This window comes from Segatella hominis (assembly GCF_019249725.2).
Classification (GTDB): Bacteria; Bacteroidota; Bacteroidia; order Bacteroidales; family Bacteroidaceae; genus Prevotella.
This window is the reverse complement of sequence record NZ_CP137559.1, coordinates 501,719-518,857: the sequence shown is the minus strand read 5'-3', so window position 1 is coordinate 518,857 and position 17,139 is coordinate 501,719. Positions and strand designations below refer to the sequence as shown.

Annotated in this window: 13 protein-coding genes, 1 tRNA gene and 1 riboswitch; of the genes, 3 read left to right on the top strand and 11 right to left on the bottom strand. The window is 46.2% G+C overall.

Annotated elements, in window-relative coordinates; genetic code table 11:
• Positions 1–4 precede the first annotated feature (4 nt).
• The 3 genes from KUA50_RS02045 to KUA50_RS02035 form a co-directional block, all read right to left on the bottom strand.
• Positions 5–2,122 (bottom strand): TonB-dependent receptor plug domain-containing protein, encoded by a 2,118-nt coding sequence (locus KUA50_RS02045; protein ID WP_218456947.1) that lies wholly within the window; start codon positions 2,120–2,122, stop codon positions 5–7.
• 247 nt (positions 2,123–2,369) lie between these two features.
• Entirely contained in the window at positions 2,370–2,705 is a 336-nt protein-coding gene (locus tag KUA50_RS02040) for a hypothetical protein (protein ID WP_218456946.1), read from the bottom strand.
• Positions 2,706–2,988: 283 nt separating this feature from the next.
• Entirely contained in the window at positions 2,989–3,213 is a 225-nt protein-coding gene (locus KUA50_RS02035; protein ID WP_218456945.1) for a hypothetical protein, read from the bottom strand.
• Positions 3,213–3,324, bottom strand: a riboswitch (SAM-I-IV-variant riboswitch). Its footprint overlaps the gene before it by 1 nt.
• A gap of 294 nt (positions 3,325–3,618) precedes the next feature.
• Between KUA50_RS02035 and KUA50_RS02030 the strand changes: the two genes are divergently transcribed.
• Positions 3,619–4,032, top strand: a complete 414-nt coding sequence (locus tag KUA50_RS02030; protein ID WP_218456944.1) for a secondary thiamine-phosphate synthase enzyme YjbQ — start codon at positions 3,619–3,621, stop codon at positions 4,030–4,032.
• A 78-nt stretch (positions 4,033–4,110) separates the two neighbouring features.
• Here KUA50_RS02030 and KUA50_RS02025 read toward each other — a convergent pair.
• From KUA50_RS02025 to rlmN, 8 genes are all read right to left on the bottom strand, one after another.
• A tRNA-His gene (locus KUA50_RS02025) sits at positions 4,111–4,186 on the bottom strand.
• 404 nt (positions 4,187–4,590) lie between these two features.
• Positions 4,591–4,983: a preprotein translocase subunit SecG gene (gene secG / locus KUA50_RS02020; RefSeq protein ID WP_218456943.1), complete on the bottom strand. Its 393-nt coding sequence runs from the start codon at positions 4,981–4,983 to the stop codon at positions 4,591–4,593.
• 13 nt (positions 4,984–4,996) lie between these two features.
• Positions 4,997–5,743 (bottom strand): tetratricopeptide repeat protein, encoded by a 747-nt coding sequence (locus KUA50_RS02015; RefSeq protein WP_118116210.1) that lies wholly within the window; start codon positions 5,741–5,743, stop codon positions 4,997–4,999.
• Between the two features lie 189 nt (positions 5,744–5,932).
• On the bottom strand, positions 5,933–6,454 hold the full coding sequence (gene lptE, locus KUA50_RS02010) for an LptE family protein (protein ID WP_118116213.1): 522 nt from the start codon (positions 6,452–6,454) through the stop codon (positions 5,933–5,935).
• A gap of 12 nt (positions 6,455–6,466) precedes the next feature.
• Positions 6,467–7,759 (bottom strand): sigma-54 interaction domain-containing protein, encoded by a 1,293-nt coding sequence (locus KUA50_RS02005; RefSeq protein ID WP_218456942.1) that lies wholly within the window; start codon positions 7,757–7,759, stop codon positions 6,467–6,469.
• A 65-nt stretch (positions 7,760–7,824) separates the two neighbouring features.
• Entirely contained in the window at positions 7,825–8,958 is a 1,134-nt protein-coding gene (locus KUA50_RS02000; RefSeq protein ID WP_022109975.1) for a PdxA family protein, read from the bottom strand.
• An 83-nt stretch (positions 8,959–9,041) separates the two neighbouring features.
• Positions 9,042–9,983: a DUF4837 family protein gene (locus KUA50_RS01995; protein WP_218456941.1), complete on the bottom strand. Its 942-nt coding sequence runs from the start codon at positions 9,981–9,983 to the stop codon at positions 9,042–9,044.
• A gap of 297 nt (positions 9,984–10,280) precedes the next feature.
• Positions 10,281–11,348, bottom strand: a complete 1,068-nt coding sequence (gene rlmN, locus KUA50_RS01990) for a 23S rRNA (adenine(2503)-C(2))-methyltransferase RlmN (protein ID WP_218456940.1) — start codon at positions 11,346–11,348, stop codon at positions 10,281–10,283.
• 137 nt (positions 11,349–11,485) lie between these two features.
• Here rlmN and KUA50_RS01985 point away from each other — a divergent pair, with 137 nt between their 5' ends.
• Together KUA50_RS01985 and KUA50_RS01980 are read left to right on the top strand one after the other, a co-directional pair.
• Positions 11,486–15,538, top strand: a complete 4,053-nt coding sequence (locus tag KUA50_RS01985) for a DUF4922 domain-containing protein (protein WP_218456939.1) — start codon at positions 11,486–11,488, stop codon at positions 15,536–15,538.
• 120 nt (positions 15,539–15,658) lie between these two features.
• Complete coding sequence (locus tag KUA50_RS01980; protein ID WP_256624259.1) at positions 15,659–17,107, top strand: MFS transporter; 1,449 nt, start codon at positions 15,659–15,661, stop codon at positions 17,105–17,107.
• Positions 17,108–17,139: the final 32 nt, after the last annotated feature.

Here is a 17,139-nt window from a genome sequence, read left to right as displayed (position 1 = left end):
CCACTTAAAAGTGTACTCTCACGCCTGCGTAGAACATCCGTCCCTCTACAGGTCCCCAAATCAAGGTTGGCTCGAAATCGCTTCCCCATGGATTGCTGGCACCATAGATAGGAGCCTTCTGCTTAAAACCAGTCAGGTTCTCGCCTCCCACATAGATGCTCCAATGACGAAACCATCTCGTAACCTGCGCACTCACTTGCTCGAAGCTATGGAAACGAGGAGACCATGACTGGCTTCCATCTGCCAACTGGTAAGGCTCTGGATTCCTGCCTCCACCATTCAACTGCACGGTGGCATCAAATTGCCAAAGTCCAAGTGGGGTCTTATAGGAAGCCGTGAAAAGCGCCTTATATTTACTGGTCAATGGCTTCTCTTTCAAGGTTTTGCCATAATCGTATGTACACTTCACATCGTTCAGACGATAAGCCGCTGTTATCTCTAAGCCTTTCAGCAATGGATAAGAGGCATCTATCTGGAAAGTGTGCGAATAAGACTTACCTATCAAATTATAGATGGAGATAAACCCCTTGTTGGCATCATAATCCACTACCGCTTGATTCCTGAAGTCGGTATAGTAATACTCGGCGTTCAGTTTCAACGTCTTACCAAACATAGGGATATAGAAAGCCGTGCTCAGTCCATAGTTCCAAGCCTCCTCTTGCTGGAGGTCTTCGCCGATATTGAGGTTTCTGCCACTCGCCAAGAGGTAATTGTACTCAGCCAAGCCAAATACCGTGCGATAGCCCTTACCTGCTGATAAGCGGATGCTGATGGCATCGACAGGCGAATACTTCACGTGGAAACGAGGGGTGAAGAAGTTGCCATAAAGCGAACTATGGTCGAAACGGACTCCTGCCATTGCCGTCAACTTCGTGCCTAACGTATAGGTGTATTGGGCGTATGCTCCAGGAGTCGTCTCCTTCTCGTTCATTCTCTGCATGTCCGACAAAAGGTAAGGAGAGTCTTCTAACCCTACTGTCGGTCTTGGAGAAACATTCACATTGGCACGCTGTCCCAGGTAATCATGGTTGACGCTCAAACCTACCGACAAATTGTGCTGATGAGTAAAATTGGTCTCAAACATCAGCGAGCCATAGAGATTCTTCTCATTGAGGTCGTAGAACTTGTTGCCATACTGAGCATTCAACTGGTGCATCGAAGCTGAGGACATGAAGGCAATATTGGTACCATGCTCATGATTGAGGATGAAGGCATGTTTCATATAACCCTCATAACGGTTGGTATGGAGCTTGATTCTATAAATATCATCACTATGAACATGTTCCTCATCCTGCCCACTGGTACGAATCTCCTTCAAAGCCCCAAGTCCACCATGGAAGATGTAGTGCTTGCCTTTATACAGCCAACGGTTCTGTACATTATATTGTTCTCTGCCTGGCATATCATAGAAACCATCGCCATTGTCATCATGGTTTTTGAGGATATTCTCATGATGCAACAAGATTTCCGTTGCCCACTTATCCGATAGATGAACGTTGGCATCGGCGTTTGCTTCGATTCGACTCTTGGTATCACCAAAGAGGTTCACCTCCACCTGTTGCTCATCCTCTGGTTTCAAGTAATCCACATTGATTTGACCTGTAATCGACTCATAGCCATTCTTCACCGAAGCACTACCCTTAGATACCTGAATGCCTTTCATCCAAGGTCCCGGCACATAGCCCAGGGCGTATGGGATGGCTGCACCACGGAAATTCGGCAGATTCTCGGTGAGCATCTGTACGTAAGTGCCCGAAAGACCGAGGAGTTTGATTTGTCTTGCGCCCGTCGTAGCATCATTATAAGCCACATCAACCGATGGGTTGGTCGTGAAACTCTCGCCTAAGTTGCAACAAGCCGCCTTGAAGAGTTCATCCTTGTTCACAGCAATGCCATTCACGGCACCAGCCAATCGAGAACTGCCCGACTTACGAGCCACCACCTTCACCTCCTGCAAGGTCTCGTCCTTGAAGATGGAATCATGAGAGGAGGAATCTACAGAGTTATTTCTTACAGAATTGTGATATGACAACAGAGACTCAACCTCTGTCTTATTATTTTTTGCATAAGTCTCAGCACCAATAACCAGCAAGGCACTGAGCAACAGATTTCTTGAATACATAAATATATTTCCTTTTATCCGAATCTTAAATCTTCGCTCCGGATGATTTTACCTTTTTAATATATGTATGCAACCCTAAGATTTTACTGATAGGGATAGGCATACGACAATCTTGGTTGCAAAAGTACAAACAAACTTTTGCAACCTATTTGCAAATATGGAAAAATCAAATAATCAGGATGTTAAGGAGGGCAAGATAAGCCCTTGGAGGCGAATGCGGAACGTTCTGATTCCAATATCTTGCCTTCTAAATGCTACAGATAACAGGACGAGGCAATGTCTTCCAAAGAGCTGGCACGATGCCAGCAAACACTGGTGCTGTATCGAAATCCACATGCTGGACAGAGACCGTAGGCGATAGCTTCACCTGCCTTACGTTCATGCAATGCTTTTTCACCTGTGCGCCCAGCTTACCTTGGCAACAGTCATGCCCCACGCAACAGTCAGCCATCATACCCACCATCACCTTGTCTGAACGAAGGCAGTGCATGACTGTAGTGCCTACGCTCAGGTAAACCACCATGAACGAGAGCATCAAAGCCATCAATATGTTGAGCGAACGTTTCATACCTATTTTTTGCACACCTTCCTTTTATTTGGTTGCAAAATTAAGTATTTTCCTCAGAATAAGAACCTAATAGCCCCATAAATTAATGACCTTTAACTGCTCTTGTATAAAAAAATCAAAAAACACCGCCTCAAATAGCTCCCCCTTTTCTTTAGTTCTACTTTTTCTCAAACTGTTTTTTTCATCCACTTTGTGAGTGCCACTTGACAAAAACAAGTAAGTAAAATATAGAAAGAAATAATAAAAAAAAACAGGGAGATCGCAAAGATAATCGCATTTTTGCAATCTCCTGATACGATTACCAGCAATATGGTATCCCTCGTTTCTCGCACTCTTTACGCAGAGCTGCCAGGAAGTAACTGCGCTCGCTGCCCCAACCACGAACCTTGCGCTCGTGATCTACGGTCTGCTTCAGTTGTTCATCGCTATATGCGGCAAAGCGGGCTGCATACTCTGAAATTCTTGACTCGGCAGTAGCTGCCATCACATCCTCATTGTTCTTTAAATCTGAATTTGGATTCATAAAGATAATTATTTTAAGTTGTTAAACACTTACACATTCTTTTACCACCGTGGTTATCTCTATGCGAAACTCGGTTGGTGTGCCACAACTGGGCAACTCTTAATGCTTATTTCGATTGCAAAAGTACATCTTTATTCTGAAACCACCAAATTTTTCTCAAGTTTTTTTCTAATGTCTTCCTCCTTCTTCAAAGAAGAAGATTTTTTAGTAAGTAGTACTTACTTCACCCATGCAGTAGTACTCACTCTGCCGTTGCAGTAGCATCTGGGAACATTTTTCAATTTCTAACAAACTCGGTAAGGGTTAAACTTTACTATAATTACATGAAAAGAGTAAGAGAATCATCAGAATATCATTATCTTTGCAAGATACATATCTAAAAAGAAAAAATTAAATCCAAAAATTATGATAGAACAAGTTGAATTTTCATTGCGTCCTTTTCCTCGTGGCTTTCATCTCGTCACGAGCGAAGTACTTCGTCAATTACCAACATTGCCAAAGACTGGAATACTAAATCTTTTCGTCAGACACACAAGTTGTGGATTGTCACTTAACGAGAATTTCGATCCAGATGTGCGATACGACCTGAAGGGAATCTTTGAGAGATTGGTGCCAGATGGAGATCCGAGATACCTGCACCAAGATGAAGGTCCAACGGACATGTCTGCCCACGCCAAATCAAGTATGGTAGGAGTTTCACTGACGATTCCTATCACAAACGGCAGACTGAACCTCGGAACCTGGCAGGGAATATACCTATGCGAGTTTAGAGAAGGTGGCGGCAGCAGACATCTCATCGCCACAATCATGGGGGAATAAAAAAGACAAATGATAAACCATTTCATAGAAAGTAGAAACAAGAAACCCAGTAAATCAATGATTTACTGGGTTTATCTTGGGTGGAAGGTGGGACTCGAACCCACGACATTCAGAACCACAATCTGACGCTCTAACCAACTGAACTACGTCCACCATGTTAGCTTGCTTAATTGTTATTTCTTTTAAGCGAGTGCAAAGGTACTACTATTTTTTGATTCCACCAAATTTTTAGCGAACTTTTTTCGAAAAAACTTCATTTTTTCTCAAATTAAGCCGTTTTTTAGCCCGCTTTGTTGAATTTCGCTCTATTTTCACCTTCTTTTCCTCTTTTCTATTTTTTACTTTACTAATTCTTAGTCATCCATTCCCCCTTTACTTCTTTGTCATTTCTCCTTTCTCACTTCTCACTTCTCATTTTCCTCCTTCCTCATTAATGCAAATCAACTCAAAAAACAAATGAGATAAAGACGATAAGAAATGAGAAGAGGGTGTGTCACGAATTCATGACACACCCTCTTCATAAAATGCTTTTAAATTTCTCGCAGTAATGTAGAAAAATTACTTAGCTGGAGTTGCAGGAACTGCAGGGGCAGCCTTCTGAGCATCAGCACCCTTAGCAGGAGCTGCAGTCTGAGCACCAGCAGCATTGTTAGCACCTGGCATAGCAGGGAGAGCAGTCTGCTCAGTTGTAGCAGAATTTTCCATTACACTGCTTTCACCAACAGCTGTTGGAGCTACATAAGCACAAGCTACGCTGATGATAACCATAGCAGCAGCAAGGCCCCAAGTTAATTTCTCTACTACATCAGTGGTCTTACGAACACCCATGATAGCGTTTGAAGAAGAGAAGTTGGATGCAAGACCACCTCCCTTTGACTCCTGGATAAGCACGATGAAAATCATCAGCAATGCTACCAGAACGATTAATACTACAAATAATGTGTACAACATTTTAAAACTAGTTTTATTTATTATTTTTGATCAATTTTTCCAAGAATCGCATCTGGTCAGCATAATGCATGCTCTTACCAGGATGCTTTTCATGCAAGCGACGTATAATGTCGAGTGCACGTTGGTATTTTCCCTGTTTAATATAGATACGAGCCAAAGTCTCAGTAAAGACTCCACTATTTTCAGCCTGTTCCTCCTTGTTGTTGTCATCCAACTCAGGTTTGTACTCAGGTTGATAATCAGCAGAAACATCAATCTTAGGAAGTTTAAATCCTCCATCCTCCATGAAATCATCAATGAGCGAGATGGTACGTGAGGAGTTCTCTTCCTCAGTCTCCCCTTCTGTTTCCAGAAGATAAGCCACATAATCGACGGCTGCATCAGCAGGAGTTGGTTTTCTTTTTTCCTTTTTCTTTTCCTCGTCTTCCTTATCAGCAGGTATAGACTCCAGAAAGTTGTCTATCAAATCTGAAGTTCTATCAGCCGTATTATCTTTCTTTCCAGCCGCAGCATGCGACTCTTTCTTGAGCTGATAATGAGCTGCCTCCACCATCTGGAATATCACCTTTCTGTCAGTAATATAGATAGCTGCCCGGCGAAGTTCTTCATCAAAACTGGCATCATGGAGCAAATACAAGTTCTGCAACATCAGCAATCGAGCCGTCTGATAGTACGGATAGAGTGCTAACAGCTCACGGAGATCATAAAGAGTCTCTTTATTCATCTCCTCCGGATGTTGTATCAATCTTGTTAATTCCACGAATCTCTAATAATATTAACAGTTATAATTTTTAAAAACTTTTTTTCTAACGAATTCAACTTTTCAGAAGAAATTCATCTTTCAGACAAAATGCTTCTATTCTGCCTACATATATCTCTCATGAGAACAATATCTCCCCTGAGAATTATAACTCCAGAGAGAATGCATATTTCTTGAGAGAATGCCTAATTACCAGTTTGCAACAGTAGCGTTGAAAATCTGCTCCACCAAATCCTTCACCATCTGATTGACCAGTTCTTCCTGAACCGAAGCCAGACTCTGGGTGGTCTCATAACTCTTTGAAGAAGTAAACTGGCGTTCAAAATCTTCATTGTGGTTCACATTATTGGTGAATCTCACATTTACAGTAATAGACAATTCGGTCTGTGCAGAATAGCCTTCGCTCGAAACACTCTTGTTGCGCTGGCTATACTGTGTAATCTCTCCCTCTATCTTCAGATCTCCATTTCTCTTGACCTGTTGCAAGCGGGTATGATTAGCAAATTCATCCTTCAAGGCATTGTTGAACATCGGTCCCATCGGTCCCCACACATAGGTACTTCTAATAGGGAATTCAGCTATCTGAATGGTCTTGGTCTTGGTATAGTCGATGCTTGCGCCATTGAACTTATAGCTCACGGAGCATGCAGCAAGAATGCCAATAGTAAGGATGACACCTATTATATATATATGTTTGCGAAAACGCTTCATATTCCAATTGTCTTACTTATTTTTGTCTTTTTCTTCTTCCTCATCGCCATTGAGTCCATATTGCTTGAGACGGCGATACAGGGTACGGTCGGAAATACCAAGTTCCTGAGCAGCCTTTTTGCGATTTCCGTTATTTCGTTCCAAAGCCTTTTCGAGCATCTGGCGCCCCAAATCATTCAGATTCAGCGTTTCCGGTTCATTGATTTCCTCAACGATAGCATCTTCTGTCGCATGATGCGGAATGACCGGACGGATACTTGGTGTCTTATCCATTCTCGCAGGGAAGTCGCTTACAGACTCTACTGGAGTAATAGCATTAGGACTTGTAAATCCACTGACACCATTGAGCTGGCGGGCTTCATCCAATTGCTTGCGCAGAGAACTGACATCACGACGGAGATCACTCACATTGCCCCTCAACTCATAGAGAATCTTATAGAGAAGTTCACGCTCGCTCTCGTAGCTATGAGCACCGCCCGTCTGGGAAGGAATCGTAGCCAACTGGGTTGACTCTTCATCCATCGGAATATAATGCAAGAGCATTTCTGCACTGATTTCCCGTTCCTGGCTGAGCACAGACATCTGTTCTGTGATATTCTTGAGTTGTCTTACATTTCCTGGCCACTTATATTTGAGCATGATGCCCTTTGCATCCTCGCTGAGCGAAATCTTAGGCAACCTGTACTTTTCAGCCATTTGCATCGCAAAAAGTCTGAAGAGCAGAAGGATATCATTTCCTCTTTCACGGAGCGGTGGCATCTGGATAGGAATGGTATTCAGACGATAATAGAGATCTTCTCGGAAGCGACCTTCACTGATGGCTTTGCGCATGTTGACATTCGTAGCAGCCACTATTCTCACATCAGTCTTTCTCACCTCCTGTCCACCTACGCGAATATATTCACCGGTTTCCAGCACACGGAGCAATCTGGCTTGTGTCTGGATAGGCAGCTCGCCCACCTCATCAAGGAAAATGGTTCCCTTGTTGGCGATACCGAAATATCCTTCACTTTCTCCGATAGCTCCCGTAAAGGAACCTTTCTCATGACCGAAGAGTTCGCTATCGATAGTACCTTCAGGAATACTACCGCAGTTGATAGCAAAATACTTCTCACGTCGGCGTGGAGAATGATCGTGGATAACACGCGGAATGATTTCCTTACCCACACCCGATTCACCGATGATAAGCACAGAAAGATCTGTCGGTGCCACCTGCAAGGCGACATCGAGCGCACGGTTCAATCCATCGCTATTACCCACGATGTTATACCGTTGTTTTACTTTCTGAAGTTCACTTGTGTCCATTTAGCTGACAAAATTACGCATTTTTTTTGAATAATCTGCAAAAATGGCATAAAATAGTCATTTTTTTAACTTTTCACCTCAGGCTTTGGGTTAAAAGGAGCATTAGAATGCTTCTTTGGGATAGAAAAACGCACTTTCTCGCTCTCATCACGTTTTTCGTGATAAAGCTTTGGAAGCGGATTTTCACGAGCCTCATCATACTCATTGCGATGGTGATAAGCATCCACAGCCAAATAGACTGCATGGCGGAAAGAAGTCTCATCAGCCTCTCCTACTCCTGCGATACAGAACTCCGGTGTAACATCTGCCGCAGTACGGATGATTGGCATGCCGGCAGTGAAGACTACACCGTCTTCCGTATATAGTGAATGGAAAGGAGTTGTTGCCTGGTCATGATACATAGCCATTACGCCGTCGAAGTCTTTGAAATAGCCTTTTCCGAAGAATTCATCTGTAGCATACGGACCAAACGCCTGTACGCCCTTCTCTGCCAAAGCATCAATAGCAGGGATAATGATTTCGCGCTCTTCTGTACCACAACTGCTGTCCTCATTGCTCTTTGGATTCAAAGCAAGTACTGCGATACGTGGATTGCTGATATAGAAATCACGCTTGAGAGTCTGCTGCATCAGGGTTACTTTTTCTACGATCGCCTCCAGACTGATAGCTGCAGGTACATCTTTCAGAGGTGTCTTTTCTGTGACCGATGCGATACGGAGATCACCGCCAATCAGCATAGACAGTCCCTTCTTGCCTTCACCAAGACAGGTCTCAATATAATTTCTATGACCAGGGAAAGGATAGTTATCCATCTGCGCATTGGCATTGTTTACAGGTCCGGTAACCAGCACGTCGTAGAGACCGGCACGATAATCGGTCATGGCACGATCGAGCGCCTTTACTGCAGCCAGTCCTGAGTCAGCTGTAGGCATACCCATATCCACTTTCACCTCGTCATCTACAGCAGCCAGAAGATTGATTCTTCCATCCTGTACATCCTCAGCCTGCTGAATGATAGAGAACTGACCTGGCAAGTTCATGGCCTTGCGATAATAGGCTGCCACTTTTGGCGAGCCATATATAATAGGTGTACAGAGTTCCAGCATTTCTGGCTCTGCAAAGGTTTTAAAAATGAGTTCATATCCGATACCATTGGTATCTCCGTGGGTGATAGCCACCCTTACTTTCTGATTGTCCATATATTATATTTTGATGTATTTATTTGAATCTTATGATATTTATCTGAAACTCGCGATGGTTTCAACTTCAGCTTACGAGTTTTTTATCTGATAGTTGTCAGCACAGCTTCCAACTGCTTGATTAAATTTCTTTTCTTCATTTCGGGCGCATAGACGAAACCAATGATGACTAATGCATTATATTTTCCAAGGACGTTCCGCCCTTGTGTGAAGTCGGCATCAGACATCAGCTTCATCACATAGGGTCCACCCATGGCATCCCCCTTCATTTCCCAGCATCCATTTAAATATTCACTGATATAGGCAAGTTGCATGTACATGCCATCCTCCTCACCTGGCACGTTGACACGTAGTACGCTGTCAACTTTCGGTTTGAGAGCAGATGGAAGATAGGGATTCCCTCGCCAAAAATCTCTCAACTTAAATATGAGGAGGCTCTGCATACCCGAGTTTGCATTATTTGACAGCCACAGGAAATCCTTACCACGCTTACTTGACTGCATGTCAGCAGGAATCTTCATGTCGATGCCGAAGAGGCGCTTTACCTCTTTCTGCTTCTCTACATTCTGCCGGATGACAGACGCCAGATGCTTCAGTTCCGATTCGTCCAGTATCTGGCGGAGTCTCATTCCATCCAGGCGGCTTTTCAACTGTTCTACGGTCTGCGCCTTGATACGGATAATGACTTGCGGAGCAGCATTGACATCCTTGCTGATTTTCACTTCAAAGTCACGATTTCTCTTATCCACATCCACGACTACCCGGTTTCTTACCGTCTGATACAGGCTTGTCAGTTTTCCTTTTCTCACCTGTATGATATTGAACATGGGTTCCGGCTGAGGCATATCTGGCACACTCTCCTGCAAGATAGCAGTTACGATGTGATTTGTATCTCCTTCAAGCACCACTTCATAGGGCTGACCGATACTTTCAGGAAGCCGATTGCTCTTTCCGTCTTTGCAACAAGCCAGCATGAATACAAAGCAGATTGCAAGAAATAATCTCAGATATTTCCAATTCATCATTATTCTATCATCGTTTTGTTCACTTATCTCTTCGAAGGAAAGTTCTTCAGTTGAGGAAAGTCCTTTCCGTTCTAAGGAAAGTCTCTCGATCGAGTGAAACGCCTTGGATTAAAAGGGACTGCTTCTGTCGAAGAGAAGAACTCTCAATTAAGGAAGAACCGGGTCCTAACGAGAGGAAGGTCCTAACTAAAGAATGAATCCTAATGAGAGGACTGCTTCTGTCGAAGAGAAGAACTCTCAATCAAGGAAGAACCGGGTCCTAACGAGAGGGAAAGATTTCCATCTCAGGAAATTGTCTTACCGCAAAGAACGTTCTTCGTCCTCGTGCTCTCTGATTTCTCCGATTTTCTTGGATGTACTGAGCAAGCCACAAGCTGCATAGATATCCTGTCCGCGACTGGCACGGATGGTCGTAAAGACTCCATGAGAAGTGAGATAATCACGGAACTGTTCCATTTTCTCATCATTGACGCCCTGCAACGGGATGTCCGGAATCTGATGGAAACGAATCAGATTGAAACGGCAGTCGAGACCCTTCACCAACTTGATGATTGCCTTGGCGTGCTGCATACTGTCGTTCACTCCCTTGAACACGATATATTCGAAAGACAAGCGACGCTGGTGAGAGAAATCATAATTGCGGAGCAGCTCCACAACCTGTTCTATACCCATACCCTTCTCGGCAGGCATCAGTTCTGCTCGCTCAGAAGGTATCGGATCGTGCATCGATATAGCCACATGGCACTCGCTCTCTTCGAGGAATCGCTTCAACTTGTTTTTGACGCCCACCGAACTTACTGTGATGCGTTTCGGACTCCATGCCCAACCATAGTCAGCGGTCAGGATTTCTGTGGCCCGCAATACATTATCCAGATTATCCATCGGCTCGCCCTGTCCCATAAACACGATATTGGTGAGTTTGTCCACCTCTGGCAGGGAGTAGATCTGATTGAGGATATCGCCAGCAGGCAAACTTCCTTCAAACCCCTGCTTACCAGTCTGACAGAAGAGGCAGTTCATCTTGCATCCCACCTGTGATGATACACAGAGCGTGGCACGGTCTTTGTCGGGGATATAGACCGTCTCTACAAACTTTCCGCTGCGTATAGGGAAGAGATACTTGATGGTACCATCTACGGAGTGCTGTGCATCGGTATATCCGGCACATCCTATCTCATATTCTGCGGCCAGCTTGGCACGGTTAGCTTTCGAGATATTAGTCATCTCGTCGATGCTCTTCACATGCTGTTCGTAGAGCCATTTAGCCATCTGCCCACCCGTGAAGGCAGGCATACCCAAGTCCTTAGCCACTTGCTTCAATTCAGCAAGGGTAAGCCCCAAAAGATATTTTTTTTCATCATTCATAGTGCAAAGATAGTATTTTTTGGCGAAAAATTGTTATCTTTGCCACATATTTTAATATAATAAGCTAAAATATAGATAAAAAATACCGTTTTGACCTCCGGAAAGGGAGCCGAAACGCAAAAACATAACACAAAGAAATGAGAGAAAAAATAGACCTTTTCTTACCTTGTGAAGACATTGAAGTAGCCCAAAGCGCACTTCTGGAACTTCATGACAACAAGACGGTTCAGCATATCAATCTCCTGGTGAGCGCTGATTTTGCAGCCCATCACCAAGTGCCTGATGGATGCACCTTCGTAGTCATTGACCGATTGGAAAGCAGCAACACGGTAGAAAGCATTGCTGAAAACACCGATGCCGACTATGTGATGATCTGCACAAAGACTACTCCGATCAGATGGGGACTTTATGCCCTGGAACGATTCCTACGCACGGCTGACGATACAGGAGCCGTTATGGTTTACTCCGACTATTATTCCTTGATCAAAGAAGATAAAGAGGCTGCAAAAGTTGGAGGAAAAGAAGAAAAAGATGGAACAGAAATTCATGAAGCAAAAGCGGATGGAGCAGAAACTCATAAACTGAAAGCTGAACAAGAAGCGAATACCGGCAAGCTGATCAAGCATCCGGTTATTGACTACCAGTCTGGTAGCCTTCGCGACGACTTCGATTTCGGAAGCCTCTGGTTCATCAAGGCGCAAGCCCTCCATGACTTCATCGCCCAGCAGGACAGAGCTGACTATCAATATGCGGGTCTCTACGACCTCCGTCTCTACCTGAGTCGCATGGGAGAGATTTTCCATCTCAATGAATTCCTCTATACAGAAGATGAACTCGATAACCGAAAGAGCGGCGAGAAGCAATTCGACTATGTGAACCCTCGCAACAGAGAGGTGCAGATAGAGATGGAAAAGGCTTGCACACAGCATCTCAACAAGGTGGGAGCCCTCATCGATACCAGCTTTTATCGCCAGCCGGATTTCGGCGAACAGGAATTCTTCTACGAGGCTTCTGTGATCATCCCAGTTTTCAACAGAGAGAAAACCATCGCGGATGCCGTGAAGAGTGCGCTGAGCCAGAAAGCCAATTTCAAGTTCAACGTCATCGTGGTCAACAATCATTCTACCGACCGCACTGGCGAGATTCTTGATGAAATCGCTCGTGAGATGGAAGCCAGAAACGACAAGCAGGCGGGGCGGCTCGTACAGATTGTGCCAGAGAGAAACGATCTCGGCATCGGTGGCTGCTGGAATGTAGCCATCAATAGCGAGTACTGTGGCAAGTTTGCAGTCCAGCTGGACAGCGACGACCTCTATTCGTCTCCGAAGACTCTCCAGAAAATCGTAGATGCCTTTCACAACCAGAAGGCAGCGATGATGATCGGCTCGTACCGCATGTGTGACTTCGACCTCAACACCCTGCCTCCAGGACTGATAGACCATAAGGAATGGACCGAGGAAAACGGTTGCAACAACGCACTGCGCATCAACGGATTGGGTGCTCCGAGAGCATTCTTCACACCGCTCGTCAGACAGATACAGTTCCCTAACACGTCTTATGGCGAAGACTACGCCTTAGGACTTGCCTTCTCTCGCCGATACAGAATCGGAAGAATCTATGATGAACTGTACCTCTGCCGCCGCTGGGGAGGCAACAGTGATGCCGCTCTGAGTATCGAAAAGGTGAATGCCAACAATCTCTATAAAGACCGTCTGCGCACGATGGAACTGAAGGCACGCCAGCAGATGCTGCAGGGCAAGGCCGACATTATGGAAGACAGCAGTATCTCACGCTTCTTCAACCGCCAGTTGGAGAGATGGGAGGATGCCCGCCATCGCTACCGCGACCTGAAGCACGTGGAGAGCCAGACTCTCTCCGATCTTCTCAAACTGCAATGGAACCCTGCCCGCATCGTGAGCACAGGTGCCAAGATAGACAAGAAGACCCTCGATGAGCGTCCATGCTTCCTCTGCGAGAAGAACCGTCCGAAGGTACAGATGTCCAAGCAGATAGACGAACGTTTCTACCTGCTGGTCAATCCGTTCCCTATCCTTCCGGTACATTTCACGATTCCGGCACGCAAGCATCAGCCACAGGCCATCTTCAAGAACTATGGCGAGATGCACCGATTCCTGAGTCTGCACAGCGAACTGATGGTATTCTACAACGGTCCGAAGTGCGGTGCCTCGGCTCCAGACCATCTGCATTTCCAGGCAGGAACCAGCGGCATACTTCCCCTGCAGAACAACTGGCAGCGCCTCTCACGCAACCTGACAGATATCATCTGTCTGAACGACGAGGAGAAGATAGCAGCCATCCGCGACTATACCGTTCCAGCCTTCGTGATTATCTCCAAGAGCGAGGAATGCGACGAGATGCTCTTCAAGCGCCTCTACAGTGCGATGCCTCAGCGCGGCGACGAGACTGAGCCGATGATGAACATCGTGGCCTGGCGCAAAGGTGATGAATATATCAGTATCGTGATTCCAAGAGAGAAGCACCGTCCGGAAGCCTACTTTGCCGATGGCGATGCCCAGACCATGGTTTCTCCAGGAGCCCTCGATATGTCGGGACTCATCATCACGCCACGCGAAGAGGATTTCCGCAAGCTCACCGAGGAGAAGGCTGAGGCTATCCTGAAGGAATGCGGCATTTCCGGCGAGAAGATGGAATGCATCATCAATAAGCTGAAGGCTGCCAAGGAGGCTGAGGAAAGTACCGTCACTACTTCCACATTATATAATAACGGCAAGCAGCCGAATGTCTCTGTGGGCATCGTGAGCGGTCAGAAGATTCACTTCTCGCTCAACAAGCCTTACCTTGCCAAGGGCGAAGTGGTTACGGGCGAACAGGAAGTGGAATTCTCCGAGGGAGGTGTGCTCTGGAACGGCAATCAGTACAGTTCGCTTACCTTCCATCCGCAGAGCTGCGATGCCTCCTTCTCACTGAGCGATGTCACTATCGGTGTCAACTTCCACTGGGAACGCAAGGAAACACAGACCTTCTTAGGTACGCTCCATTTTGTGGTAGAATCAGACAAGATCTGCGCCATCAACGAGCTTCCTGTAGAGAAGTATCTGGAGAGCGTGATATCCAGCGAGATGAGTGCCACCTCCAGTCTTGAACTCCTCAAGGCGCATGCCGTGATTTCCCGTTCATGGCTCCTGGCACAGATGAAAAAGCGCAGAGACGTGGCTGAGAGCGGCAACAATTTTTTCTCTTTTGTCAAGAAAGACGACATGCTCATCCGCTGGTACGACCGCGAAGACCACACCATCTTTGATGTCTGCGCCGACGACCACTGCCAGCGCTACCAGGGCATCACCAAGGAGACTTCTCCGCATGTGGCAGAAGCTATCCGCCAGACCAAGGGACAGATTCTGATGGATGGCGAGGAAATCTGCGATGCCCGATTCTCCAAGTGCTGCGGCGGTATCACCGAGGAATTCCAATATTGCTGGGAGAACACGCCTAAGAGTTATCTCTCTGCTGTGAGGGATATTGCTTTGGGAATCAAGCCGAAAGGACTGAAGAGTTCTATGAATGCCGAGTGCTTGAAGGACGCAAGAAATACAGAGGGACTGAAGGATGGAGATACTGAGAACTTGAAGGGTTCAAAGGCTCTGATGGATTCTGAATACAGACTTCCTGACTTGACTCAGGAGGAAGAGGCTGACCGCTGGATCCGCTCCAACCCGCCTGCTTTCTGCAATACTACAGACAGAAAGGTGCTCTCGGAAGTATTAAACGACTACGACCAGGAGACTGCTGATTTTTACCGCTGGAAGGTGACGCTGACTCAGGAGAAACTGCAGCACCTACTCGAAGAGAAACTGAAGATGAACTTCGGCTGCATCCTCGACATGAAGGCTGTGGAACGCGGTACGAGCGGACGCATCAGCAAACTGCAGATTATCGGTACCGAAAAGACTTTCACCATCGGCAAGGAGCTGGAAATACGCAGAGCCTTGAGCGACAGCCATCTCTACAGTTCGGCTTTCGTGGTAGATAAGTTTGATCTGGACGAGAACCAGGTTCCTCAGCGCTTCGAACTGATCGGAGCCGGATGGGGACACGGAGTGGGTCTCTGTCAGATAGGTGCTGCCGTGATGGGCAACGAAGGATACTCCTACGATGACATCCTGCTGAGATACTATCAGGGAGCAGAAATCAAGAAAATCTACAAGTAAGGTCTAAGGATAGAGTCCTTTCTGATCTACAAGTAAGGTCTAATTTCTGATAGACAAGCGATGTCTAAGAAACAGGACGATATCTAATGGACAAAAGATAAATAATATCTAATGGATAAAATGGTAACAAAGAAGAATAGCAGGAATCCATGGGCATGGATCCCTACCCTATATTTTGCAGAGGGACTGCCCAACGTGATCGTGACAACTCTCTCTGTAGTGATGTATATGCAGTTGGGACTCACGGATGCCGAAGTGGGTCTCTATACAGGATGGCTGGCGCTTCCCTGGGTGATCAAACCCTTGTGGAGCCCGTTCATCGATCTGCTGAAAACGAAGCGCTGGTGGGTACTTACGATGCAGGCGCTCATCGGAGCAGCACTGGCTGGCATTGCGTTCTCGCTGCCTACGGCCTTCTGGTTTCAGGCCACCATGTGCTTCTTCTTCCTCATCGCCTTCTGCAGCGCCACCCACGACATCTCTGCCGACGGCTTCTATATGATAGAGCTGGATGAGCACAACCAGACGAAGTTTGTGGGTCTGCGCAACACCTTCTACCGCCTCGCCATCATCTTTGTGAATGGTTTCTTAGTGATGCTGGCTGGTGTGCTGCAGGTGATGTTCCGCAATCAGATAAGCTTCTCGTGGGCACTGATTTTCTACGGATTAGCTGGCATATTCATCGGTCTGTGGCTCTACCATAGCCGCCTGATGCCTACGCCGAAAGAGGATGTGCAGACGGAGAGAACTGTGGGCGAAGTGACTCACGAACTGAAGAATATGTTCCGCACTTTCTTTACGAAATTCGGAGTGAGAGAGACGGTCATCGTGATGCTCTTCCTGCTGTTCTACCGCTTCCCGGAGGCTTTGCTCAATACAATGACCAAGACTTTCATCCTTCGCCCTAACTCGCAGGGTGGTCTGGGCATGTCACCGCAGGAATACGGACTTGCCAATGGTACGGTTGGTCTCATCGGTCTTCTCCTGGGTGGTATCATCGGAGGTATCTTAGTGAGCCGCGACGGTATGAAGAAGTGGCTGTGGCCAATGGTTTGCGCCATCACCCTGCCGGATGCCGTCTATATCTATCTCAGCTATTCGCTCAATTCTGATATCGTGATGGTGTCCTCCTGCCTGTTCGTAGAGCAGTTCGGTTATGGACTGGGCTTCACGGTGCTTACGCTCTACATGCTATTCTACAGTCAGGGCAAGTTCAAGACCTCTCACTACTCCATCTGTACCGGTATTTCCTATCTCGGCCTGATGCTTCCGGGCATGGTTTCGGGTTATCTGAAAGACATCTTGGGATACCGCCATTTCTTCATCGTCGTGATGGCATGCTGCGTAATCACCTTCCTGGTTACCAACTACCTCAAAATAGATCCTGACTTCGGAAAAAAGGAAAAGGAGGAGGATGAAGAGGAGATGACGGATGATGATGAAGAAGGGATGACGGAAGAAGAGGAGATATTGGAAGAAGAGGTGACGGAAGAAGAATATCTAGAAGTCAAGGACTCTTCGGAAAAGCAGGATTTGCAGAACGAAAACGAAAAGGGAAACCGAAAGTAAAGGGATTCCCGTAAAAATAAATATTTATTACT